Origin of the sequence: Alcaligenes sp. SDU_A2, assembly GCF_038237375.1 — a bacterium.
Classification (GTDB): domain Bacteria; phylum Pseudomonadota; class Gammaproteobacteria; order Burkholderiales; family Burkholderiaceae_B; genus Alcaligenes.
Genome location: NZ_CP151273.1, coordinates 3,044,740 through 3,069,705, shown reverse-complemented (window position 1 = coordinate 3,069,705; position 24,966 = coordinate 3,044,740). Strand labels below are relative to the sequence as shown.

18 protein-coding genes and 1 other RNA gene are annotated in these 24,966 nt (G+C 60.3%); 18 read left to right on the top strand and 1 reads right to left on the bottom strand.

Going from position 1 to position 24,966, the window contains the following annotated elements; all coding sequences use genetic code 11:
* The 6 genes from AADW57_RS14170 to yfaE all read left to right on the top strand — a co-directional run bounded on the left by AADW57_RS14170 (window position 1) and on the right by yfaE (window position 8,750).
* Complete coding sequence (locus AADW57_RS14170; protein WP_341667538.1) at window positions 1–1,773, top strand: ClcB-like voltage-gated chloride channel protein; 1,773 nt, start codon at window positions 1–3, stop codon at window positions 1,771–1,773.
* A gap of 19 nt (window positions 1,774–1,792) precedes the next feature.
* Entirely contained in the window at window positions 1,793–2,920 is a 1,128-nt protein-coding gene (locus AADW57_RS14165; RefSeq protein ID WP_341667537.1) for a hypothetical protein, read from the top strand.
* Window positions 2,921–2,929: 9 nt separating this feature from the next.
* A complete protein-coding gene (gene recQ / locus AADW57_RS14160) occupies window positions 2,930–4,756 on the top strand; it encodes a DNA helicase RecQ (RefSeq protein WP_341667536.1) in 1,827 nt (608 codons plus the stop codon).
* Window positions 4,757–5,018: 262 nt separating this feature from the next.
* Window positions 5,019–7,298, top strand: coding sequence for a class 1a ribonucleoside-diphosphate reductase subunit alpha (gene nrdA, locus AADW57_RS14155; protein ID WP_341667535.1), 2,280 nt, complete (start codon window positions 5,019–5,021; stop codon window positions 7,296–7,298).
* A 13-nt stretch (window positions 7,299–7,311) separates the two neighbouring features.
* Window positions 7,312–8,445, top strand: a complete 1,134-nt coding sequence (nrdB, locus tag AADW57_RS14150) for a class Ia ribonucleoside-diphosphate reductase subunit beta (RefSeq protein ID WP_341667534.1) — start codon at window positions 7,312–7,314, stop codon at window positions 8,443–8,445.
* Window positions 8,442–8,750 (top strand): class I ribonucleotide reductase maintenance protein YfaE, encoded by a 309-nt coding sequence (gene yfaE / locus AADW57_RS14145; protein ID WP_341667533.1) that lies wholly within the window; start codon window positions 8,442–8,444, stop codon window positions 8,748–8,750. Before nrdB ends, yfaE begins: the two co-directional genes overlap by 4 nt.
* Window positions 8,751–8,765: 15 nt before the next feature.
* On the opposite strand, the gene AADW57_RS14140 is transcribed toward yfaE, so the two are convergent.
* Complete coding sequence (locus tag AADW57_RS14140; RefSeq protein WP_341667532.1) at window positions 8,766–10,583, bottom strand: ATP-binding cassette domain-containing protein; 1,818 nt, start codon at window positions 10,581–10,583, stop codon at window positions 8,766–8,768.
* Between the two features lie 65 nt (window positions 10,584–10,648).
* Here AADW57_RS14140 and rnpB point away from each other — a divergent pair.
* From rnpB to AADW57_RS14080, 12 genes are all read left to right on the top strand, one after another.
* Window positions 10,649–11,055: RNase P RNA component class A (gene rnpB / locus AADW57_RS14135), an RNA gene on the top strand.
* A 287-nt stretch (window positions 11,056–11,342) separates the two neighbouring features.
* Window positions 11,343–11,771 carry a division/cell wall cluster transcriptional repressor MraZ gene (mraZ, locus tag AADW57_RS14130; protein WP_341667531.1) on the top strand — a complete coding sequence of 143 codons (429 nt, stop codon included), beginning with the start codon at window positions 11,343–11,345 and terminating at the stop codon, window positions 11,769–11,771.
* A gap of 7 nt (window positions 11,772–11,778) precedes the next feature.
* Complete coding sequence (rsmH, locus tag AADW57_RS14125; RefSeq protein ID WP_341667530.1) at window positions 11,779–12,849, top strand: 16S rRNA (cytosine(1402)-N(4))-methyltransferase RsmH; 1,071 nt, start codon at window positions 11,779–11,781, stop codon at window positions 12,847–12,849.
* Window positions 12,846–13,148 carry a cell division protein FtsL gene (gene ftsL, locus AADW57_RS14120; protein ID WP_341667529.1) on the top strand — a complete coding sequence of 101 codons (303 nt, stop codon included), beginning with the start codon at window positions 12,846–12,848 and terminating at the stop codon, window positions 13,146–13,148. Before rsmH ends, ftsL begins: the two co-directional genes overlap by 4 nt.
* Entirely contained in the window at window positions 13,145–14,881 is a 1,737-nt protein-coding gene (locus tag AADW57_RS14115; protein WP_341667528.1) for a peptidoglycan D,D-transpeptidase FtsI family protein, read from the top strand. The genes ftsL and AADW57_RS14115 overlap by 4 nt, the downstream gene beginning before the upstream one ends.
* Window positions 14,878–17,658, top strand: coding sequence for a bifunctional UDP-N-acetylmuramoyl-L-alanyl-D-glutamate--2,6-diaminopimelate ligase MurE/UDP-N-acetylmuramoyl-tripeptide--D-alanyl-D-alanine ligase MurF (gene murF / locus AADW57_RS14110; RefSeq protein WP_341667527.1), 2,781 nt, complete (start codon window positions 14,878–14,880; stop codon window positions 17,656–17,658). Before AADW57_RS14115 ends, murF begins: the two co-directional genes overlap by 4 nt.
* Complete coding sequence (mraY, locus tag AADW57_RS14105; protein ID WP_341667526.1) at window positions 17,648–18,820, top strand: phospho-N-acetylmuramoyl-pentapeptide-transferase; 1,173 nt, start codon at window positions 17,648–17,650, stop codon at window positions 18,818–18,820. The genes murF and mraY overlap by 11 nt, the downstream gene beginning before the upstream one ends.
* On the top strand, window positions 18,817–20,346 hold the full coding sequence (gene murD / locus AADW57_RS14100; RefSeq protein ID WP_341667525.1) for a UDP-N-acetylmuramoyl-L-alanine--D-glutamate ligase: 1,530 nt from the start codon (window positions 18,817–18,819) through the stop codon (window positions 20,344–20,346). The genes mraY and murD overlap by 4 nt, the downstream gene beginning before the upstream one ends.
* Window positions 20,343–21,536, top strand: coding sequence for a putative lipid II flippase FtsW (ftsW, locus tag AADW57_RS14095; protein WP_341667524.1), 1,194 nt, complete (start codon window positions 20,343–20,345; stop codon window positions 21,534–21,536). Before murD ends, ftsW begins: the two co-directional genes overlap by 4 nt.
* Window positions 21,533–22,606: an undecaprenyldiphospho-muramoylpentapeptide beta-N-acetylglucosaminyltransferase gene (gene murG / locus AADW57_RS14090; protein WP_341667523.1), complete on the top strand. Its 1,074-nt coding sequence runs from the start codon at window positions 21,533–21,535 to the stop codon at window positions 22,604–22,606. Before ftsW ends, murG begins: the two co-directional genes overlap by 4 nt.
* Complete coding sequence (gene murC / locus AADW57_RS14085; protein WP_341667522.1) at window positions 22,603–24,009, top strand: UDP-N-acetylmuramate--L-alanine ligase; 1,407 nt, start codon at window positions 22,603–22,605, stop codon at window positions 24,007–24,009. The genes murG and murC overlap by 4 nt, the downstream gene beginning before the upstream one ends.
* Window positions 24,006–24,956 carry a D-alanine--D-alanine ligase gene (locus AADW57_RS14080; protein WP_341667521.1) on the top strand — a complete coding sequence of 317 codons (951 nt, stop codon included), beginning with the start codon at window positions 24,006–24,008 and terminating at the stop codon, window positions 24,954–24,956. The genes murC and AADW57_RS14080 overlap by 4 nt, the downstream gene beginning before the upstream one ends.
* Window positions 24,957–24,966: the final 10 nt, after the last annotated feature.

Genomic DNA, 24,966 nt, shown 5'->3' with positions numbered 1-24,966 from the left:
GTGATCGTTCACTCCGTTCTGTCCATGCGCAAGCGTCTGCAAGGGTTCCGATGGTTGTCGGATATGCCGGCCATGCTGGCCTGGGCGGTGGTGGCGGGGGTTCTGGGGGCGTTGGCGACGATTGCGTTCCATCAGGGCATGAAGCTGATCCAGCAGTGGGTTACGGGGCAGCATGGCGGTATTGTTGCGGTGACCGAAGGTTTGTCCTGGCCTGTCCGTATCCTGTTCCCGACGGTGGGCGGGCTGTGCGCCGGTGTGCTGCTGTGGTTGGCCGGGCGCTTGCCGTCCAAAGGCAATTCGGACTATATGGAAGCGGTGGCCATCGGCGATGGCCGCCTGTCTGTGCGCCAGGGCTTGCTGCGTTCGCTTTCCTCGTTGATGACGGTGGCCTCGGGCGGTTCCATCGGTCGTGAGGGGGCGATGGTGCATCTGGCTTCATTGTCGGCCTCGGCCATAGGCCGTTTTACCTTGTTCAGTCAGGCGCGTCTGCGCCTGCTGGTGGCGTGCGGCGCGGCAGCCGGGGTGGCCGCCGCCTATGGCGCGCCGATTGCCGGTGCCGTGTTTGTGGCCGAAATCGTGCTGGGCACCATGAGCATGAGCAGCTTCGGCCCGCTTTTGATGGCAGCGGTCAGCGCCCATATCACGATGCGCACATTGGGCGATTATCACGCGCCCTACGAAATGACGGGCATTCAGGCCATCGGCGGCATGGATATCCTGCCGTTTCTGGTCCTGGGAGCCTTGATCGGCGTGGCGGCCCCCGCCTTTCTGAAATTAATGAATCTGTCGCGCAGTCTTTTCAAGCGTACGGGTCTGGGACTTCCGTTGCGTCTGACTTTGGGCGGCCTGCTGCTGGGATTGTTGCTGGTGTTCGTGCCGCGCGTGGCCGGCAATGGTTTCAGCGTGGTGTCGTCCATGTTGCACAGCGACTGGGCCTGGCACGCCGTATTGTTGATGTTGTTTTTCAAGGTGCTGGCCACCGGGCTGACGGTGGGCTCGGGCGCGGTGGGCGGCGTGTTCACGCCGGCTATCTTTGTGGGCGCGGCCTTCGGTACTTTGTTCGGCAAGCTGACCCTGATGCTCTTGCCCGGCCTGGATGTGCCGCTGTATCTGTTTACCTTGGTAGGCATGGGTGCCTTTCTGGGCGCGGCGACCAGCGCGCCCTTCATGGCTATTTTGATGCTGTTCGAGATGACGCTCAGCTACCAACTGGTGCTGCCTCTGATCGTAGCCTGTGTCATGGCTTATTTTGTGTCGCGCGCCGTGGCCGAAGTGGCCATGTACGAGGTTACTTTGGTGCGCGAACGCGATGCGCTGCTGCGCCACAAGTTACGTCACACCACGCTGGCTGAGCTGATCCGGCCTGCCGATACGGTGGTCAGTACTACTACGCAGGTGCGCGAGGCCTTGCAGATGTTCCTGGAGTACCCCGTGCGCTATCTGTATGTGGTGGACGAGCATCAGGTTTACCAAGGGGTGATCGCGCAGCAGGATCTGACCCGCATGTTGCTTGATGACAACGATGCCCAACAGCGTTTGGTAGGAGACATTTTGCGCATGGACTTTGTCAAGACGCTTTATCCCGACATGAGCCTGGATGAAGCACAGGAGCATTTTGTACACTTTCTGGGTGAGCGCCTGCCGGTGCTCAATGGCGATGGCTCCGGTCGGCTGATCGGCGTGGTTTATAAATCCGCCGTGCTGGAAAAATATTCGGCCATCAAGCGTTCGCTGGACGCCAGCGGCGAAGTGATGCTGGACGCCCGCCGCTGACTTTCTGGTTTTTGTAATCATGCACATCCTAGTTCGCGCCCATGTGTCTGCGGGGGTGCTGATGTTCTGTTTGACTGGCATGTTGTTCGGTCCGGCCGTCGCCGCGCAGAACAGCATGGGCTTGGAGCGCCTGTCCTCTACGCAGGTGTATGGGGTTCAGGAGGCCCAAGCGGTTCCTGCTCAGGAGCTGCCGCCTCCGACCCCGTTCTTTGATCCCGCTCAGTGGCAGGACGACGCGCAACCTACATACGACACGACCCCAGCTTTGTCGTTTTCCGATCTTAGTCTTGCCGGTTCGGAAACGGCCAGTCTTGCCCGCTCCATTCAATACAGCAGGCAGTCATCGCCGCTCTGGCGGGCACGCTGGTTGCGTAGTTCCGCCGACCAGGTCTGGGTCTTTGGCGAGCGCAATTGGCGCTACGTGGGTGAGCAGGGTTTGGAGCTGACCTTGGGCAACGACACGATCGCCGGTGCCGACTGGGCGCAGCCAGTGTCTATGGGCGGGGTCAATCTGACTCAGGCGTTCGAGCAGGGACCGGGCGGTCCTTGGCGTTATGCGCTGGCTCTTGGCGCCTTGGATGCCACCGGCAACCGCGACAATGGCGATCTGGTCTACGGTGCCACGGCCGGCAGCTTGCTTGTCAGCACTGATGTCGCCACCCATACGAGCGTGGACGCGCAAATGGAAAGTGCCCGCGATTTTTCCATGACCGGGGTAGGAGCCACCTATCGCTCGCCGGATTGGGGCGTGTGGCAGGCCAGCGTGGCGCGGGCGTCCCATTCGCTGGGTCAGGGTTGGCGTTATCAGGCGGCCTATGGCATGGATGTGCTGGATGATTTGCGCCTGGAATGGCGGGGTGAGCGCTATCAGGATCGCTTTGTCGATCTAAGCCGTTACCAGGGTATGAAAATGGCCGCTGCCAGTCGTCGGCAGGTGCTGGGAGCGACGGTGCCTCTGCGCCGTTGGGGCGAATTGAACACACAGTACGAGGTGCAGCACCCCCTGGCCGGTGGCGTGAACCGCTATGTTGGGGTGTCGCAGCAGTTCTGGTACAGTCCCAGCCTCAGGGTGGGTTTGCAGGCCCGCCGTCATCTGGAAAGCCGTCAGTCCAATGTGGCTTTGCGTTTTTCTGTTCCGATTTTTTAAGCAGGCGGCATGGCCCAGTCAGCACTTGACGTTCTACAGGAAGTTTTCGGTTACGACAGTTTTCGGGGGTTCCAGCACGAAATCATCGAAACCCTGATCCAGGGGGGCGATGCGTTGGTGCTGATGCCCACCGGAGGCGGCAAGTCCCTGTGCTACCAGATCCCCGCGTTGGTGCGTCCTGGCACGGGCATAGTGGTATCGCCTTTGATCGCATTGATGCAGGATCAGGTCGATGCCCTGACCGAACTGGGCGTGAATGCGGCTTATCTGAACTCGTCTCAGGACTGGCAGACCGCCCGCGAGGTCGAGCGCGAATTTTTGACCGGGCAACTGGACCTGCTGTATGTGGCCCCCGAGCGCTTGCTGACCGACCGTTGCCTGGATTTGTTGGCGCGCGGCACTATTTCCTTGTTTGCCATCGACGAGGCTCACTGTGTGTCGCAGTGGGGGCATGATTTCCGGCCGGAGTACCTGGGCCTGGACCTGCTGGCGCAGCGTTGGCCGCAGGTGCCGCGCGTGGCCCTGACGGCCACTGCGAATCAAGTCACGCGGGTGGAGATCGCCCAGCGCCTGAAACTGGAGGATGCGCGTCACTTTGTCGCCAGCTTCGACCGTCCCAACATTTGCTATCGCATCATCGAAAAGAACGAGGTGCGCAAGCAACTGCTGAATTTTATTCGCGAGGAGCATGCCGGGCAGGCCGGTATTGTGTATTGCCTGTCGCGTGCGCGAGTCGATGAGACTGCGGACTTTCTGTGCCGCAATGGCATCAATGCTTTGCCTTATCACGCCGGTCTGGATGCCCAGTTGCGGGCCACCAATCAGGCGCGTTTCTTGCGCGAGGAAGGGGTGGTCATGGTGGCCACCATTGCGTTCGGCATGGGGGTGAATAAACCGGATGTGCGCTTTGTCGCTCACATCGACCTGCCCAAATCGGTGGAAGGGTATTATCAGGAAACGGGGCGGGCAGGACGCGATGGCGAACCGGCCACGGCCTGGCTGGCCTATGGTTTACAGGACGTGGTGCAACTGCATCGCATGATCAACGAGTCGCAGGGGGACGCGGCGCATCGCCGTCAGCAGGGGCAGGCCTTGGACGCCATGCTGGGCTTGTGCGAAACGATCTCCTGCCGCCGTCAGCGATTGTTGGCCTATTTCGGGCAACAGATCGAGCCTTGCGGCAATTGCGACACCTGCCTGGAGGCTCCGCAGGCCTGGGATGGCACGGTGGCCGCCCAAAAAATGTTGTCTACTATTTATCGGCTCTGGCGCGAACGGGGCCAGCGTTTCGGGGCAGGGCATCTGATTGACATTCTGCGCGGCAAACTGACCGACAGAGTCAAGGAAAACGAACATGATCGCCTGACCGTATTTGGCGTGGGCACCGATTTGTCCGACCAGGCCTGGCGGGGCGTGCTGCGCCAGTTGCTGGCTCATAATCTGGTGGCGGTCGATACCGAAGGCTATGGCACCTTGCTGTTGACCGACGCCAGCCGCGAGGTGCTCAAGGGTGAACGCACCTTGATGTTGCGCCGCGAAACCGTGTCGCGCGGCCCGGCTGCGCATCGCACGCGCGGGCAGGCCAACCAGGGTCCGGCCCTGGAGCCGGAGCAGCAGGTGCGTTTCGAGGCGTTGCGTGTCTGGCGTGCCGCCACGGCCAAAGAACACGGCGTGCCGGCCTACGTCATTTTTCATGATGCGACGCTGCGCGAGGTGGCCGTGCGCTGCCCACGTTCGCAGACCGATCTGGAACATATCACCGGCATAGGGGTGCGCAAGCGCGAGGCCTATGGGGAAGCGTTGCTGCGCTGTGTGCAGGAGATCCATCCGCAATAGCAGGCCGCATTATTTACCCGGTTTGAGCCGGGTTTTTCTTGACAGGCGCTGCGCCTTTTTTCCAGTCGGCCGACAGGGCGCACAAACCGTTGATATTGAAGCCTATATCAATGGTGTTGCATTTTGAAGTGAAAACAGCGCCAACTTGAAACACTATATGTAGTAGAATTCAGGCTATCCTTCACTAGATGTGGTGCCCAGGGGTGGAGCTTGGCGTTTTGTCAAGTGTGCACGTATCTATATCTGATTTCCGAGACTCACCATGCAAAAAACCGAACAATTGATGGTCACCAAGCGGGATGGCCGGACAGAGCCGATCAATCTCGACAAAATTCATCGCGTCATTGACTGGGCCGCGGAAGGACTCAATAATGTGTCGGTGTCGCAGGTCGAGTTGCGCTCGCATATTCAGTTCTACAACGGCATTCGCACCAGCGACATCCACGAGACCATCATCAAGTCGGCAGCCGACCTGATTTCCGAAGACACGCCCGATTACCAGTATCTGGCTGCCCGGCTGGCTATTTTCCATCTGCGCAAGATCGCCTTCGGGCAATTCGAGCCGCCCGCTCTGTACGATCATGTCCAGCAGTTGACCGAGGACGGTCGCTACGACCCGCATCTGCTGGCTGATTACAGCCGCGCCGAATTTGACGAGCTCGATCAGTACATTGATCACTGGCGCGACATGAATTTCTCGTACGCCGCCGTCAAGCAGCTCGAAGGCAAGTATCTGGTTCAGAACCGGGTCACCAAACGCATCTACGAAAGCCCCCAGTTCCTGTATGTGCTGGTGGCCATGTGCCTGTTCGCCAAGTATCCGGCGCAGACCCGCTTGTCCTTCATCAAGCGTTTTTACGATGCCGTCTCGCAGTTCAAGATTTCCCTGCCTACGCCTATCATGGCGGGCGTTCGCACGCCTACGCGCCAGTTCAGTTCGTGCGTGCTGATCGAGTGCGATGACAGCCTGGACAGCATCAACGCCACCACCAGCGCGATTGTGCGTTACGTATCGCAGCGCGCTGGCATCGGCATCAACGGTGGACGCATCCGCGCCGTGGGCAGCGAGATCCGCGGCGGCGAAGCCCAGCACACCGGCTGCCTGCCTTTCTTCAAGATGTTCCAGGCTGCCGTCAAGTCCTGCTCCCAGGGCGGTGTGCGCGGCGGTGCCGCCACCTTGTTCTATCCTTTGTGGCACCTGGAGGTCGAAACCCTGCTGGTGCTCAAGAACAACCGCGGCGTGGAAGAAAACCGTATCCGTCACCTGGATTACGGTGTGCAGATTAACCGCTTGCTGTATCAGCGTCTGATCAAGGGCAGCCACATCACGCTGTTCTCGCCGCACGATGTGCCCGGCCTGTACGAAGCGTTTTTTGCCGATCAGGACGAGTTCGAGCGCCTGTACGAGCTCTACGAGCAGGACCCGGCCATTCGCAAGCGCAGCCTGCCCGCGCTGGAACTGTTTTCCCTGCTGATGCAAGAGCGTGCCAGCACCGGCCGCATCTACATCCAGAATGTGGACCATTGCAATACGCACAGTCCGTTCCGCCCGGACGTGGCTCCTGTGCGTCAGTCCAATCTGTGCATGGAAATTGCGCTGCCTACCAAGCCCTTGAATGATTTGAACGACCCGGACGGCGAGATTGCGCTGTGTACCTTGTCGGCCTTCAACCTGGGGGCGCTGGAGTCGCTGGACGAACTGGACGGCCTGGCCGACCTGATCACCCGGGCTTTGGATGCGCTGCTGGATTACCAGGACTACCCGGTCAAGGCGGCATTGAGCGCCACCGAAAAGCGTCGTTCTCTGGGTGTGGGCGTCATCAACTATGCCTATTATCTGGCCAAGAACGGCACCCGCTATTCCGATCCAGCCGCTTTGGGCCTGACGCACCGCACGTTCGAGGCCATCCAGTACTATCTGCTAAAAGCCTCGGTGCAATTGTCCCGTGAATACGGCCCCTGCAAGGCCTTTGACGAAACGACGTATGCCGCTGGCCTGCTGCCGATCGATACCTACAAAAAAGATGTGGACGGTATTTGCGACGAGCCGCTGCATCTGGATTGGGAAGCCTTGCGTGCCGACATCGTCAAGCACGGTTTGCGTAACTCCACCTTGACGGCTTTGATGCCTTCCGAAACCTCCAGTCAGATCGCCAATGCGACCAATGGTATCGAGCCACCGCGTGGGCTGGTCTCCGTCAAACAGTCCAAGGACGGCATTTTGCGTCAGGTGGTGCCTGACTTCGAGCAGCTAAAGGATCAGTACGAACTGCTCTGGCGCATGCCCGGCAACGAGAGCTATCTGAAGCTGGTCGGCATTATGCAGAAGTTCGTGGACCAGTCCATTTCGGCCAATACCAATTACGACCCGCAGCGCTTCGAGGGCGGCCGTGTGCCCATGAAGCAATTGCTCAAGGATTTGTTGCTGGCTTACAAGTATGGCGTCAAGACGCTGTACTACCACAATACGCGCGATGGTGCCGATGACGCCCAGGGTGAACTGGAAGACGATGGCTGCGCCGGCGGCGCGTGCAAGATCTGACGGAGCGCAGACCATGGCATACAGTATTTTTTCAAAAACCGATAACGATCAGCTCAAAGAGCCGATGTTCTTCGGCCAGCCGGTCAATGTGGCGCGCTACGATCAGCAGAAGTATCCGATTTTCGAGAAGTTGATCGAAAAGCAATTGTCTTTTTTCTGGCGTCCCGAAGAAGTCGATATTTCACAGGATCGTATCGACTATCAGAACCTGCCCGAGCACGAAAAGCATATTTTCATCAGCAATCTGAAATATCAGACACTGCTCGACTCCATCCAGGGCCGCAGCCCCAACGTGGCGTTTCTGCCCTTGGTGTCGCTGCCCGAGCTGGAAACCTGGATCGAGACCTGGGCGTTTTCCGAAACGATCCATTCGCGCTCCTATACCCATATCATCCGCAACATCGTCAATGATCCGTCCATTATCTTTGACGACATTGTGCGCAACGAAAACATCAAGCTGCGCGCTACGGATATATCGTCTTACTACGACGACCTGATCCACGACACCATGCTGTACTCGCGGTTCGGTGCGGGAGAGCACGTCATCGATGGTCAGACTTACAAGGTCAACGAGTACGAGCTCAAGAAAAAGCTCTACTTGTGCTTGATGAGCGTGAACATCCTGGAGGCGATTCGCTTTTACGTCAGTTTTGCCTGCTCGTTTGCCTTTGCCGAGCGCAAGCTGATGGAAGGCAACGCCAAGATCATCCGCCTGATTGCGCGCGACGAAGCGCTGCACCTGACCGGCACCCAGCACCTGATCAATATCATGCGTTCGGGGCAGGACGATCCCGAGTTCGCCAAGGTTGCCAAGGAACTGGAACCGGCGTGCTTCCAGATGTTCAAGCAGGCTGCCGAGCAGGAAAAGCAGTGGGCGCAGTATCTGTTCCGCGATGGCTCCATGATTGGGTTGAACAAGGATATTCTGGGCCAGTACGTGGAGTACATCACCAACACCCGCATGGCGGCGGTGGGCTTAAAGCCGGCTTTCGAGGGGGCCAAGCATAATCCCATTCCCTGGATCAATACCTGGCTGTCTTCCGATACGGTGCAGGTCGCTCCCCAGGAAGTGGAGCTCAGCTCCTATCTGGTGGGGCAGATCGATGCGGAAGTGTCGGCGAACGACTTCGATGGCATCGAACTATGAGCCTAGTCCGGACAACTGATACTCAGTTTCGGTTGCTGGACGGTGAAACCTTGTTGGAAGGCTTGGAGCGTACCGGCCATCAGGTCGAGTACCAGTGCAGGAGCGGCTATTGCGGCTCCTGCCGCATCCCTCTTGTCTATGGACAAGTTACCTATAAAGAACAGCCGCTGGCCTATGTGGCTCCGGGCGAAGTTCTGCCATGCTGCTGCACGGCCGCTGAACCTATTTCTGTGGACTGTCAGCGCATGCCCAAGGCCCAAGAGGAAAACGAGGGGCAGCTCAGCTTTTCAGGGCTGAGCGCTTGATCCCTTGGCTTGCCGCTAGGTGGCCAGGCGTTTTTCTTCCAGTTTTTCCCAGCGTTCAAACAACAGCTCCAGCTCTTTATTGAGCTGCTCAAGCTGGCGGTTGATCTCGTCTGCCCGGCTGGAGCCGTCCTTATACAGATCGGGCGCGCTCAGTTGATTGGCCAGTTCGGCTTGCTGGCCTTCGATGGCTGCAATTTTCTCGGGCAGGGCGTCCAGTTCCTTTTCTTCCCATGGGGCCAGGCGGCCTGTTTTGGCGGCCATGCCGCTGCGTTCGGCAGCCGGCTTGGCGGGGGTGGCAGCAGTCGGGGTGCCGGCCGCCGCAAGGGTATCGGGCTTGGTTTGCGGGCGTTGCGCCAGCCACTCGTCGTAGCCCCCTACATACTCGCCCCAATGGCCATCGCCTTCGGCGGCAATGACCTGGGTGACCACATTGTCCAGGAAAGTGCGGTCGTGGCTGACCAGCAGCACGGTGCCGGTGTAATCCTGAATCAGGTCTTCCAGCAGTTCCAGGGTTTCGATATCCAGGTCGTTGGTTGGTTCGTCCAGGACCAGCACATTGGTGGGCTGGGCGAACATGCGCGCCAGCGCCAGCCGGGCGCGTTCGCCACCGGACAGACTGCGTACCGGAGAATGGGCGCGGGCAGCCGGAAACAGGAAGTCTTCCAGGTAGCTCATGATGTGTTTGCGCTGATTGCCAATTTCCACCCACTCGCTGCCAGGGCTGATGGTGTCGGCCAGCGTAGCGTTTTCGTCCAGTCGGCTGCGCATCTGGTCAAAATAGCCAATATTGAGTTTGGTGCCGTGGCGCACGATTCCGGCATTGGGTTCTTGTAATCCCAGCATGATGCGCAGCAAGGTGGTTTTGCCTGCGCCGTTGTGCCCAATCAGGCCGATGCGGTCGCCGCGCATCAGCACGGTCGAGAAATCTTTGATGAGTACGCGGTCGTCGTAGCCGTGGCTGACGTCTTGCAGTTCGGCCACCAGCTTGCCGGAGCGCTGGCCTTCGGAAATGGCGAATTTGACATCGCCCGAGCGTTCGCGCCGTTCGGCGCGGTCGCGGCGCAACTGTTCCAGGCGACGTACTCGGCCTTCGTCACGAGTGCGCCGTGCTTGTACGCCCTTGCGAATCCAGACCTCTTCTTGGGCGAGAAATTTATCGAACTTGGCGTTTTGCTGTTTTTCCGCTTCCAGCCATTCGGCCTTGCGCACCTGCCATTCGGAGAAATTACCGGGAAAACTGAACAGCTTGCCGCGATCCAGTTCTACGATGCGCGTGGCCACCACGTCCAGAAAGCGTCGGTCGTGGGTAATGATGACGGCGCTGCCTTTGAAGCCCAGCAACAACTGCTCCAGCCAGAGTATGCCGTCGAAGTCCAAGTGGTTAGTCGGTTCGTCCAGCAAAAGCAGATCGGGTTGTTCGACGACGGCGCGCGCCAGGGCCACACGCTTGCGCTGTCCGCCTGACAGGCTGGCGGCGCTGGCCTGCGGGTCCAGGCCCAGTTTGTCGATCAGGGTGTTGGCCCGGGCGGGGCGCTGCCAGTCTTCGGTTTCAGTGAAATCGCCGCACAGGATGTCGTATATGGTTTGATCGGGGTCCAGTTCGGGCTCTTGCTCGACAGTGGCCACCTTCAGGCCGTTCAGGCTTTGTACCTGACCGTCGTCAGGAGCGATGCGTCTGTCCAGGATTTTCAGCAGCGAGGATTTGCCTGCCCCGTTGCGTCCGATCAGGCCGATGCGTTCGTTGCTTTGTATGGTCAGATCGGCGTGGTCCAACAGGGGGTGGTGACCGAATGCCAGTTGGGCATCGCTCAGGGAAATCAGGTTAATGGACATAAAACTCCAGATAAATCGGCGTGTCGTGCGAATTTCAGTATTGTCGCAGGTTACAATGCGCTTGTGAGGCAGGCTGGGCAGTCGCGGTGCGCACGCATCGAGGAAGGTCCGGACTCCACAGAGCAGGGTAGCGGCTAACAGCCGTCCGGCAAACCCGGCTTATGCCGGGCAAGCCGAGGACCAGGGCCACAGAGACGAGACCACGGCAAGGGTTCGCCACGGCGGACACAGATACGGCCATCTCCGTATTTCCGGCATCGCAAGGTGCGGGGTGCTGTGGGGTGAAACGCGGTAACCTCTACCCGGAGCAATACCAAATAGGCATACGCAGGCTTTTAGCCCGAAAGGCGGCTCGTCTTAGTATGCGGGTAGGTAGCTAGAGCCGTCCAGCAATGGCCGGCCCAGAGGAATGATTGCCGGCCGGCGGGTTCCCGCCGGCATACAGAATCCGGCCTATAGGCCTGTCTCACACTCTCTCCGGCGCTCGCCACATTTCGCACATATTTCAATCATTTGAAATCAATTGTTAGGGACCGCAAAGCCCGGACACGACCTGCCTGTGTCCTTGCTTATAACAATTCACTTTGACTGCGTCCTGCAATTTCTTGATTTAACAGAGAAATTTTTAACTGCCGATTCTCTAATAGTACGCTAAGTGCTTGTTGTGATTGAAAAAATTGCAACTTGCGTCTTGACCGTATGCGCTTTCCGCCGTAGAGTGGGGAAAAGTAGGAAATAGTGTAAAAAAGTGGGGGGAAAATGTTCCAGGGCAGCAGCGCACTCACCATCGATGCAAAGGGGCGGATGTCGATTCCGACCCGGCATCGTGACGCGCTGGTCCAGCAGGAACAAGGTCGCCTGACGCTGACTCGCCACCCCGATGGCTGCTTGCTGGTTTATCCGCGCAGCGTCTGGGAAGAAAAGCGTGAACAGATCGCCCGTTTTCCCATGAGCGCACGTTTTCTGCAGCGCCTGCTGCTGGGTAGCGCCCAGGACGTCGATCTGGATTCCGCCGGCCGGATACTGATCGCCCCCGAGCTGCGCAGTGCCGTGGGCCTGGAGCGCGATGCCATGTTGTTAGGCATGGCAACCCATTTTGAATTGTGGAATGCCCAGGAACTGGAACGCCGTCAGGCCCAGGATCTGGCGGCTGGCTCCACCGACGTATTCGAATCATTTTCTTTCTGAGCAAGTCATGACGCTGGTACATCGATCCGTGCTGCTGGAGCCTACGGTAGCGGCCCTCGTTGATCCGTCATTCGAGGCCCGGCGTTGGACACAAGCGCCAACGGCGCATGCGGTACGCGATGGCGTGTTCGTGGATTGCACCTTTGGACGGGGTGGGCACAGCCGCCTGTTGTTGTCTTATCTGGGCCCCAAGGCGCGCCTGATCGTATTCGATAAGGACCCGCAGGCGATTGCAGTGGCACGCGACCTGGCGGCTCAGGATGCCCGCGTCACGGTGCTGCACAGCGGCTTTGGCGACCTGGCCCAGGCCTTGGACGATATCGATGCCGGTCCGCTGGACGGCGTCATGATGGATCTGGGCGTGTCTTCGCCTCAGATCGATGATGCAGAACGAGGTTTTTCGTTCATGCGCGAAGGTCCGCTGGACATGCGCATGGACACCAGCAGCGGCCCGACCGCTGAACAGTGGCTGGCGCAAGCCAGCGTGGAAGTCTTAAAGGAGGTCATTGCAGAATATGGCGAAGAACGGTTTGCTTTCCAGATTGCAAAGGCGATTGTTGATCGCCGCCAATCCCGCCCGCTGCATACAACGCGTGATCTCGCCGAGCTCGTCGCCGGTGTCGTCCGCACGCGCGAAAAGGGTCAACATCCGGCAACCAGGACCTTCCAGGCTATACGGATTTACCTCAATCGTGAGCTCGAAGAGCTCGCGCATGCGCTTCCGTCAATTCTAAGCCGGTTGGCACCGGGGGGGAGGCTCGCGGTGATTGCATTTCATTCGCTGGAAGACCGTATGGTCAAGCAGTTCATGAATGCGGCGGCGCGTCCCGCGCAGGAGCAGTCGCGCCTGCCTATCCTCGAAAAAGACATGCCCCAACCACTGGTGCAGTCCTTGGGCCGGGTGCTGCCCACCGATCAGGAAGCTGCGGATAATCCGCGCGCGCGTTCGGCCGTATTGCGGGTTGCTCAGCGCACCACCACGCCTATTCCTGACGATTGGATGCGCAGCGCCAGCGAACGCTTGTTGCAGCAGGCCGCCTACAGCCGCCAGCCGGTCGGGCGTAGGGGACGCCGATGATGCGCCTGGTCATCGTCTTGGCTCTGGCTCTCATGCTGTCGGCCATTTCGCTGGTCACGGCGCGCTATCAGGCGCGCGAACTGTTTGTGCAGACCGATCGCCTGGCGACCAAGGCCCGTGAACTGGATACGGACTGGCGCCGTCTGCAGCTTGAGCGTGCCGAGCTGGCACGCAATGCCCGCGTGGATGATATCGGCCGCAACGAGCTGCACCTGGTGCTGGGCTCGCCGGATCGCACCTTGTACCTGCAAGGTGGGGAGTTGACCTCCAGTTCCCCGCAACAAGGGGAGCGGCCATGAGGCGATATGGTTATCACGAAAATCCCGTCCTGAGCGTGCAGGTGCCATTCTGGCGTTCCCGCCTGGTCCTGGTGTTGTTGTTTCTGGGTTTTGGTGCCCTGATTGTCAAGGCCTTGTATTTGCAAGGTCTGTCCACCGAGTTCTTGCAACAGCAGGGCGAGCGTCGCTACGAGCGCACGCTTGTGCTGCCGCCTATGCGTGGCAAGGTATTTGACCGCAGCGCTTCGGTTGTATTGGCTTCCAGCGTGCCGGTGCGCGCTATCTGGGCAATTCCGGATGACGCGCGCAATGCCGGGCCCGAACAGATTGCTCAGATGGCCAAGCTGCTGGGCATGGGCCTGCCCGATGTGCAGCGCCGCCTGTCGGTGGAAGATCGTAACTTCGTCTATATAAAAAGACAGGTCGATGTGGATACGGCGGCGCGTATCGCGGAACTGAAGATCCCCGGCATTCATCAGCAGGAAGAGATGCGCCGCTTCTATCCGGAAGGCGAAGTCATGGCGCATGTCCTGGGCTTTACCAATATCGAAGATCAGGGCATAGAAGGCATCGAGCTGGCGTTCAATTCGGCCTTGTCCGGCACGCCGGGTTCGCGCCGCGTCATCCGCGACCGCCTGGGCCGGGTGGTGGAGGATGTGCGGGCGGTGATTCCGCCCACCCACGGCCAGGACCTGCATTTGTCCATCGATGCAGGTTTGCAGTTTGACACCTACACGGCCCTGAAAAAAGGCATGGAAGACGTCAACGCCAAAGCAGCCGCTGCCGTGGTGCTGGATGTCAAGACCGGCGAAGTGTTGGCACTGGTTAATCTGCCTACTTACAACCCGAACGACCGCGATGATCGCAAGGGCGCGGCGCTGCGCAACCGTGCCCTGACCGATACCTTCGAGCCTGGCTCCATCATGAAGCCGTTCACGGTGGCCTTGGCCTTGGACATTAATCGCATCACGACCAGCACCCAGTTCAACACGGGCAATGGGCAGTACCGTTACCAAGGCAATACCATCAGCGATGTCAGCCGCAACGGCGTGCTGGATGTGGCCGGCATTTTGCGCCGCTCCAGCAATATCGGCATGACCATGATTTCCGAGCGTCTGACTTCGCAGGAAATGTGGAACAAATTTACTGAATTGGGTTTTGGGCGTTCGCCCCAGGCGGACTTTCCCGGTATCGCCAGCGGCCGTCTGCGTCCCTGGGAGCGATGGCGCCCCATCGAGCGTGCCACTATGGCCTATGGCTATGGCCTGTCGGTCTCGCTCTTGCAGATGGCGCATGCCTATACGGCGTTTGCCCGCAATGGCGATATGGTGTCCATGACCTTGCTCAAGCGCGACGGCAAGCCGGCCAGTGTCCAGGTGTACACGCCGCGTGTTGCGGGTCAGATCCGCGAAATGCTGGAGGCGGCTGCCGGACCGGATGGCGCCCGGCGCGCCCAGGTACAAGGCTATCGCGTGGCCGGCAAGAGCGGAACGGCGCGCAAGATAGTGGATGGCCGCTATAGCCGGTCTTTGTATCGCGGCTCTTTTGTCGGCTTTGCGCCGGTATCCGATCCTCGCATTGTGGTGGCCGTCACGATCGACGAGCCGCATAGCTCCAGTTATTACGGCGGGCGTATTGCCGCGCCGGTTTTTTCAGAAATTGTGGCCCGGAGCCTGCGACGCCTAGGTGTGCAGCCCGATGCGCCCATTGAGTCGCTGGTGGCGGTTGGCCCCAGCGGGGAGGAAGTACGATGAATGCCGCAGCAGTATTGGAATGGCTGGCGCAGCATGTCGCGCCGACGGCAGACTTGTGCCTGGACTCCCGTCAGATCAAGGCAGGGGATGTGTTTTTCGCATGCCTGGGGCATGGCGGCGATGGCCGACAGTACGAGGCGCAGGCCGTGCGGCAGGGGGCAGTGGCGATTGTGCGCGAACAAAGTGAACAAGCCGCCGATCCGGGTGTGCCTGTTCTGCAGGTGGCCGGACTGAACGCCTTGCTGGGCGAAGTCGCCCACCAGTGGTGGGGCCGTCCCTCCGAATCCATGACCATCGTCGCCGTTACCGGCACGAATGGCAAGACCTCCAGTGTGCAGTGGGTCGCCTCGGCCCTGAATCATTCGCACGTTCCCTGCGGCACCATAGGCACTTTGGGCGTGACCTTGCCCGATGGCTCGAACCTGGGCGGTGTGCTGACCACGCCCGATGTGCTGACGATGCATCGCAGTCTGGCTGCGATTCGCGCTCAGGGCGGCAATGCCGTGGCGCTGGAAGCGTCTTCGATCGGCCTGGAGCAAGGCCGTCTGGATGGCGTGCGTATCGATATTGCCGGCTTTACCAATCTGACCCACGACCATCTGGACTATCACGAGACCATGCAGGCCTACAAAGAGGCCAAGCTGCGTTTGTTCGGCTGGCCGGGCCTGCGTAGCGCCGTGGTCAATGCCGACGATGAAATGGGCCGCGAATTGATGCAGGCCGAACTGTCGGCGCGTGTGGTTTCGTATTCGATGAGCCAGCCAGACGTGGATCTGCTGGCCGACGATGTACACACCGGTGCCGACGGACAGGTATTTAACCTGATCACGCCCCACGGCACAGCGCAGATCCTGACCCATCTGTTGGGCGAACACAATGTCGCCAATCTGTTGCTGGTCGCCGGCGTGTTGCAGGAGGTGGGCTGGCCTGTCTCTAAGATCGCTCGCATCATGGCTAAATTAGTATCCGTGCCAGGGCGTTTACAGATCGTCGATCCTTTGATTGCGGCCGGACGTCAGCAGCCGGTTCCTCTGGTTGTTGTCGATTACGCGCACACTGCCGATGCGCTGGAGCGCGCGTTGGAGGCCTTGCGCGATGTGGCCAAGGTGCGCGGTGGCAAGCTGGTCTGCGTCTTTGGTTGCGGCGGTAACCGCGATACGGCCAAACGGCCTGTCATGGGCGAGATCGCAGCCCGTTTGGCCGACTCAGTCATCGTGACCACCGATAACCCGCGTTTCGAGGACCCGGCCGAGATCATCCGCCAGATACTGGCTGGCATGCCGGGCACTGCGCATGTGCAGGCTGATCGCGCGCGCGCCATTCTGGCCTCGGTATGGGCGGCCAAGCCCAACGATATCGTCTTGCTTGCCGGCAAGGGGCACGAAACCTATCAAGAGGTGCGCGGCGAGCGCCATGTGTTCGATGACCGCGATTGGGCGCAGGCCGCATTGTGCTGGTTGCGTGGCGCGCGCCTGAACAGCGATACCCGCAAGCTGACCAAGGGAGATATTTTCCTGGCTCTGCACGGCGAACAGTTCGACGGCCATGACTACCTGGACAAAGCCAAAGAGCAGGGCGCTGCGGCAGCGATTGTGGCCCAACGTCAGGCGTCGGTGGATCTGCCCCAGATCGTGCTGGGCGATACGCGCCATGCATTGCTGGCGCTGGCTGACCAATGGCGGGCCCGTTTTGCCATTCCCCTGATCGGTGTCACCGGCAGCAATGGCAAGACCACGACCAAGGAAATGATCGCCGCCATTTTGCGTACCTGGCTGGGCGAAGCCCACAGTCTGGCAACACAAGGTAACCTGAACAATGATCTGGGCGTGCCATTGTCGGTTTTGCGTTTGACCCCGGACCATAAGGCGGCTGTTCTGGAAATGGGCATGAACCATCCCGGCGAGATCGCCGTGCTGGCGGCCATCGTGCGCCCTACGATCGCCCTGGTCAACAATGCTCAGCGCGAACACCAGGAATTCATGCACAGTGTGGAAGCGGTGGCGCGCGAAAATGGCACTGTCATCGACTTTCTGCCGCCGGATGGGCAACTGGTCATTCCGGCCGACGATGAGTTCAGTGCGCTGTGGGCCGAGCAGGCCGCCGAGCGCCGTGTGTTGCGTTTTGGCCTGAGCGGACAGGAGGACGTGTTTGCCGCGGATATGTTCGTCGAGCCGGCGCGCACCCGTTTTGTGCTGAATGTGGCCGGTCGCAGCGCAGCGGTGGCGTTGAACTCTCCGGGTCTGCACAATCTGCGCAATGCGCTGGCGGCGGCGGCTTGCGCGCATGCGGCCGGCGCGCCGCTGGAGGCGATTGTGCAAGGGCTGGAAAGTTTCCGTCCTGTATCCGGGCGTATGCAGCCCAAGCTGCTGTCCACGGGCTATCAACTGATCGACGATACCTACAATGCCAATCCCGATTCCGTGCGCGCTGCTATCGAAGTGTTGGCACAACTGACGGGGCGTAAAGTGCTGGTGCTGGGCAATATGGCCGAAGTGGGCGAGAACAGCTCCGAGCTGCACGCCGAAGTCGGTGCCTATGCCAAGGAGCGCGGCGTAGACGAATTGCTGACGCTGGGCGGCGATGCCAGCCATGCCGCGCAGGCGTTTGGTGCCCGCGCCCATCAGTTCAATGGCTTCGAGGATATGGTGGCCTATCTGCTGGCCCTGGAGCCTGCCCACATTCTGGTCAAGGGTTCGCGTAGCGCGCGCATGGAGCGCGTGGTTGCCGCCCTGGAAAACCATTTTTCCAATCTTGAAGGGGCGACGAATGCTTCTTGAACTGGCGCGCTGGTTGTCGGATTCCCATATTCGCGCCTTCGGTGTGTTCGAATACATTACGCTGCGCGCCATTCTGGCGTGCGCAACCGCCCTGGCCATTGGCCTGCTGTGCGGGCCCTGGGTGATTCGCAAACTGACCGAACTGAAGATCGGACAGGCGGTGCGTGCCTATGGCCCGGAGTCGCACCTGCAAAAGAACGGTACGCCCACGATGGGCGGCGTGCTCATTCTTATCTCTATCGGCGTCAGCACCTTGCTGTGGGCCGACTGGACCAACCGTTTCGTCTGGGTCGTCTTGTTGGTGACTTTCGGCTTTGGCTGGATAGGTTGGGCCGACGATTACAAAAAAGTCGTCAACCGCGATCCCGAGGGTATGTCTTCGCGCCAGAAGTTCTTCTGGCAAGCCCTGATCGGCGTAGTGGCGGCGGTCTACCTGAGCTTTGCCGTGTCCGTGCCGGCCAGCACCGATCTGTGGCCGCTGTTCAAGGAATGGGTGCTCAGCGGCTTTTCCATGCCGCTGCCCGCGCAGGCCGATCTGATCGTGCCGTTTTTCAAGTCGGTCAGCTACCCGCTGGGCGTGCTGGGTTTCGTGGTGCTGACCTGGGCCGTGATCGTCGGCTCCAGCAATGCCGTCAACTTGACTGACGGTCTGGATGGACTGGCCATCATGCCCACCGTCATGGTCGGTAGCGCCCTGGGTATCTTCGCCTACGTCGTGGGCCGTGTGGATTATTCCAAGTACCTGTTGTTCCCTTATATTCCCGGCGCAGGCGAACTGATGGTGATTTGCGCTGCCATTGCCGGCGCGGGTCTGGCTTTCCTGTGGTTCAACGCCTATCCCGCTCAGGTTTTTATGGGTGATGTGGGTGCCTTGGCTCTGGGTGGTGCGCTGGGGGCCATTGCCGTGATTGTGCGCCAGGAAATCGTGCTGTTCATCATGGGAGGGGTGTTCGTGGTGGAAACTCTGTCCGTGATGTTGCAGGTGACCTGGTTCAAGTACACCAAGATGCGCTATGGGCAGGGCAGGCGCATATTCCGGATGGCACCGCTGCACCACCACTTCGAGGTGAGCGGCTGGAAAGAAACACAAGTGGTGGTCCGCTTCTGGATCATCACCATGATGCTGGTCATGCTGGGCCTGTCTACCTTGAAACTGCGATGAATGGTCTGACTTTTCCTTCGATCCGCGCCGACGGCGTCACGCTCATCCTGGGGATGGGCGAGACAGGCCTGGCCGCTGCCCGCTGGTGCCTTGCCCACGGCGCAAACGTGCGCCTGGCCGACACGCGTGAACAGATCCAGGGACAGGACGAGTTGGCCGCTTTGGCGGGCGTAGCATTGGATAGTCGCCTGGGGGAACAGGCTTTGCAGGCGGCCACCTTGCAGGATGTGCATACGGTGGTAATCAGCCCCGGCTTGTCGCCGCTGCAGGCTCCCATCGCAGCCTTTCTGGCGCAGGCGCGTCAGCAGGGTGCCGAGGTCATCGGCGAAATTGAACTGTTTGCGCGCGCTTTGCGGGACCTGAGCGAACAGGGGCGCGACAGCCAGGTGCTGGCTGTGACCGGCACCAATGGCAAGACGACCGTGACCGCCATGACCCGCCATATTCTGGAGCAGGCCGGTGTATCCGCGCGCGCCGTTGGCAATATCAGCCCGGCGGCACTGGCAGCTTTGTACCAGGCCTTGCAGGACGATGCGCTGCCGCAGGTCTGGGTGCTGGAGCTGTCCAGCTTCCAGCTGGAAAGTGTCTTTAGTCTGCAGGCCCACGCCGCGGTGGTGCTTAATATTTCTCAGGACCATCTGGACTGGCATGGAGACATGCCGGCTTATGTCCAGGCCAAGGCCCGCTTGCTGGGCATGTCCCGGTTGGCGGTGGTCAATCGCGACGATCCGGCCGTGATGGCGATGGTCGACGATGCCGCGCTGCCAACCGTGCGCAGTTTTGGGCTGGATCGGCCCGCGCTGACCGGCGATATGGGCTTGGGCGTGGATGGCGGCATGGAGTGGTTGTTGGCCAGCGATCCGCAGGATTTCGATCAGCCCGTGGCGGCTGCGCGTCGACGTAAGGGCGACGATGCGCCCGCCGTTCGTCTGCCCGGACGCCTGAACCGCCTGATGCCGGTCGAGGCCCTGCAGGTCAAGGGGCGTCACAATGCCCTGAATGCCCAGGCCGCCTTGATTCTGGCGCGTAGTCTGGGGCTGGGGTGGGCCGAGCTGCTCAATGGCCTGCGCAGCTATCGCGGCGAACCGCATCGCGTAGAACTGGTGCGCGTGCTGGACGGCGTTCAGTATCTGGATGACAGCAAAGGCACGAATGTGGGTGCCACTGTGGCGGCTTTGCGGGGCCTGGATCAGCGCGTCTGGCTGATCGCCGGCGGACTGGGTAAGGGCCAGGATTTCGGGCCGTTGGCACAGGCGGCGCGCGGCGGCGTAGCGGAAGCGTTTCTGATCGGGCGCGATGCGCAGCAATTGGCGCTTGCTCTGCAAGCGCAGGATGTGCCGCATCGATTTTGCGATGGTCTGGACGCGGCTGTCCGGCAAGCCGCCGAACAAGCACGCCCGGGCGATGTGGTGTTGCTGTCGCCGGCCTGCGCCAGCATGGATATGTTCAAAAGCTATCACCATCGCGGCCTGTGTTTTGTGGCCGCCGTGACCGAGCTGGCCCTGGACAAGGGAGAGGCAGCATGAGCCTGTTCGCGGAACTGACTTCCGGTGTCAATGCGGTGCGCCCTGGGCGCACCGCATTGCCCACGTTCGACCGGGCGCTGTTGTCAGTCACCTTGATGTTGACCTTGTTTGGGTTGCTCATGGTGTATTCGGCCTCCATCGCCTTGGCCGATGGGCCGCGCTACGAAAGCTATGGCCGTTACTATTTTGTGATCCGTCACGGCCTGTTCATTGCCGTGGGCGCATTGATGGCGGTATTCGCCGCTTCGATACCGATGCGGGTTTGGCAGAAGCTGACCATCCCTGTGTTTGTGCTGGCTATTTTGCTTTTGATCGTGGTGTTGATTCCGGGCATAGGTCGTGAAGTCAACGGAGCGCGGCGCTGGCTGCCGCTGGGCATCATCAATTTTCAGCCTTCCGAACTGATGAAGGTCGCCATGGTGCTGTATGCGGCCGACTACACGGTGCGCAAGCAAGAGTATTTGCAGTCTTTTCTGCGCGGCTTCCTGCCTATGGCCGTTGCCTTGGGCTTTGTGGGCGTGCTGCTGTTGATGGAGCCCGACTTGGGTGCCTTCATGGTCATCGTGGCGATTGCCGTGGGCATTCTTTTTATCGGCGGCATCAATGGCAAGCTGTTTTCGGCCTTGCTGGGCATTCTGGTGGGCAGTTTCTTACTGCTGATCTGGATTTCGCCCTGGCGTCGCGAACGCCTGTTCGTCTATCTGGACCCCTGGAACCCGGACAATGCCTACGGCAGCGCCTATCAGCTCTCGCACTCGCTGATTGCGCTGGGGCGTGGCGAATGGTTTGGCGTGGGCCTTGGGTCCAGCGTGGAAAAACTGCATTACCTGCCCGAAGCGCATACGGACTTCATCGTGGCTGTGATCGGCGAGGAATTGGGCTTTGTCGGCGTGTCGGCACTGGTGCTGACGTTCGCGTTTCTGGTGTGGCGCAGTTTCAGCATAGGCCGGCAAGCCATCGCCATGGAGCGTATTTTCAATGGCATGGTCGCCCAAGGCGTGGCCGTCTGGTTCGGCGTACAGACCTTCATCAATATCGGCGTGGTGCTGGGACTGTTGCCCACCAAAGGCCTGACGTTGCCTTTGGTCAGCTATGGCGGCTCGGGCATTGTCATGAACCTGGTGGCGTTGGCCCTGCTGTTGCGGGTGGACATTGAAAACCGTCAGATGATGCGGGGGAAACGCACATGAGCGCCCCAACCATTCTGATCATGGCCGGCGGCACAGGCGGACATATCATGCCAGGCTTGGCCGTTGCCCAGGCCATGAGCGAACGCGGCTGGAATGTTGTCTGGATGGGCCATCCGGAACGCATGGAAGGTAGCCTGGTGCCCCAGCATGGCATTAAAATGCTGCCGCTGCGATTTGCAGGCTTGCGCGGCAAAGGCGTGGGGGCCTTGTTGAAACTGCCCTTTACCTTGCTGGGTGCTTGCCTGCAGGCGCGGCGCTGCATCAAGCAGGCGCAGCCCGATGTGGTGCTGGGCATGGGCGGATATGTTGCCTTTCCCGGTGGCTTGATGGCGTTTTTGATGCGTCGCCCGCTGGTGGTGCACGAGCAAAATGCGGTTGCCGGCACGGCCAATCGGTATCTGGCCAAGATGGCCGATCAGGTCCTGACCGGTTTCCCCGGTGCTCTGCCGGGTGCCGTCACCGTGGGCAATCCGGTGCGTGATGCGTTTGTGGATCAAGGCGCGGCCGTCGAACGCTATGCGCAGCGTCAGGGGCCGTTGCGGGTGCTGGTGGTCGGCGGCAGTCTGGGTGCGGCGGCACTAAATACCGTCGTGCCGCAGGCCTTGGCATTGATTCCTGCCGGGCAGCGTCCGCAGGTGACGCATCAGTCGGGCGAGCAGCATCTGCAAGCGTTGCAGCAGGCGTATGCACAGGTTCAGGTACAGGCCGACTGCACGGCCTTTATCGGCGATATGGCGCAAGCCATGAAAGAGGCCGATCTGTTGATTTGTCGGGCAGGTGCCATGACCGTGGCCGAGGTGGCCGCTTTGGGTGTGGCAGCCTTGTTTGTGCCTTTGCCGCATGCCATCGACGATCACCAGACGGCCAACGCCCGGTACCTGAGCGAATGCTCGGGGGCCTGGTTGAAGAAACAATCGGAATTGACACCCCAGTGGCTAGCCCAATGGCTGCAGACGCTGGGCCGTGAAGAATTGAGTCGCGTGGCCAGCCACGCACAGGAACATGCACAGTTGAATGCCACGCAACACATTGCCGAAGCATGTCAGCAGGCGGCAAGGAGGGCGGGATGAAACACCGCATTCAACGAATTCATTTTGTAGGTATCGGCGGATCGGGCATGAGCGGCATTGCCGAAGTCATGCTGAATCTGGGCTTTGCCATCAGCGGCTCCGATATTCAGGAAACGGCGGTAACACGCCGTCTGGAGAGCCTGGGCGCGCGCATCATCATCGGCCACAAGGCCGAGAACGTGGCAGGCATGGGGGCTATCGTCACCTCCACCGCCATTGCCGGCGATAACCCCGAAGTGCTGGCCGCCCGGGCTGCCCGTATCCCTGTGGTGCCGCGAGCATTGATGCTGGCCGAGCTGATGCGCCTGAAGCGCGGCATTGCCGTGGCCGGCACGCATGGCAAGACCACCACGACCAGCCTGGTCGCCAGCCTGCTGGCCGCCGGCGAGCTGGACCCTACGTTTGTCATCGGCGGGCGTCTGAACTCTGCCGGTGCGAACGCGCGTCTGGGGCAGGGCGAGTACATCGTGGTCGAGGCTGACGAATCCGATGCCTCCTTCCTGAATCTGTTGCCCGTCATGGCCATCGTGACCAATATCGATGTGGACCATATGGACACCTATGGTCACGACGTGGCGCGTCTTAAAAGCGCCTTTATCGATTTCACGCATCGCCTGCCGTTCTACGGCAGCGCCATCCTGTGCAGTGATGACGCCAATGTGCGCGAAATCATTCCTTTTGTATCTCGTCCTGTCACGACCTACGGCATAGACAGCGATGCGCAGGTGCGGGCGGTCAATATCCAGAGCCGCGGCACGACCATGTGTTTTGATGTGCAGCGCAAAGGGGCGGGAGGCGATCTGCCGGTGCTGTCCGTATGTCTGAATTTGCCGGGTCGGCACAATGTACTCAATGCTTTGGCGGCGATCGCAGTGGCCACCGAGCTGGGCGTCGATGACGCCACGATTGCCCGTGCCCTGAGCGAATTTACCGGCGTGGGCCGGCGCTTTTCTCTGATCGGCGACTTTCCTGTTTCCGAGCGACAGGGCGGCGGCACGTTTACCGTTGTTGACGATTATGGTCACCATCCTGTCGAAATGGCTGCTACCTTGGCGGCCGCACGTGGCGCATGGCCGGACCGGCGCATTGTGCTGGCGTTCCAGCCGCATCGCTATACGCGTACCCGCGATTGCTTCGAGGATTTCGTGCAGGTGCTCAGTCAGGCCGATGCGGTGCTGCTCAGCGAGGTCTATGCCGCCGGCGAGCCGCCTCTGGTGGCCGCCGACGGTCGCGCGCTCAGCCGCGCCGTGCGCGTGCTGGGCAAGGTTGAACCGATTTTTGTCGCGGAAATCAATGATATGGCACAGACCGTTCTGGACTTTGTCCGCGACGGGGATGTGGTGTTGGTAATGGGAGCAGGGTCCATCAGCCGGATTCCTGCCCAATTGGGAGAAATGGCATGACAGCAGATTTTGGCCGAGTAGGCGTGTTGTACGGCGGCAAGTCTGCCGAGCGCGAGGTATCGCTGATGTCGGGCCAAGGGGTTCATGATGCCTTGCGCAGCATGGGTGTGGATGCGCATCTGTTTGACATGGGCGAAAAAGGCCTGGCCGATCTGGCCCAGGCTGGTTTTGACTGCGTGTTCATTGCGCTGCATGGCCGCTTCGGCGAGGACGGGACATTGCAAGGCGCGCTGGAATGGTTGGGTATTCCCTACACTGGCAGCGGCGTCATGGCTTCCAGTCTGGCCATGGACAAGATCATGACCAAGCGGGTCTGGCAGCACGTGGGCCTGCCGACGCCGGACTTTGTCGAGTTGACCGACGCCTCGGGCGTGGCCGCCGCCGTCGAGCGTCTGGGCGTGCCCATGATCATGAAGCCCCCGCATGAAGGCTCCACCGTAGGTGTGGTGCGTGTGGATCAGGCCGATCAGGCACTGGCAGCGTTTCAGACCGCCATGCATTACGACACCGTCGTGCTGGCCGAGCAATTTATCCGCGGCCGCGAACTGACCGTGCCCATCATCGGCACCGGCGAGCATGCGCGTGCCTTGCCGGTTATTGATATCGTCGCCCCGCAAGGCAATTACGACTTCGAGCACAAGTATTACTCCGACGAAACCCAGTATTTCTGCCCTGCCGACTTGTCGCCCGAGCTGACGGCCCAGGTGCAGGATCTGGCCGTGCGCGCGTTTCAGGCGTTGGGTTGCGAAGGCTGGGCGCGGGCCGATTTCATGCTGGACGAGCAGAACCGGCCCTGGCTGCTGGAGATGAATACCTCGCCCGGCATGACCAGCCATTCGCTGGTTCCCATGGCTGCCAAAGCCCAGGGAGTCAGTTATGCCCAGCTGTGCGTGAACATTTTGGCGACGGCGCGCTGCAAAGTGCAGGCCATCGCCCGCAGCGTGTAAACCCAAGGAG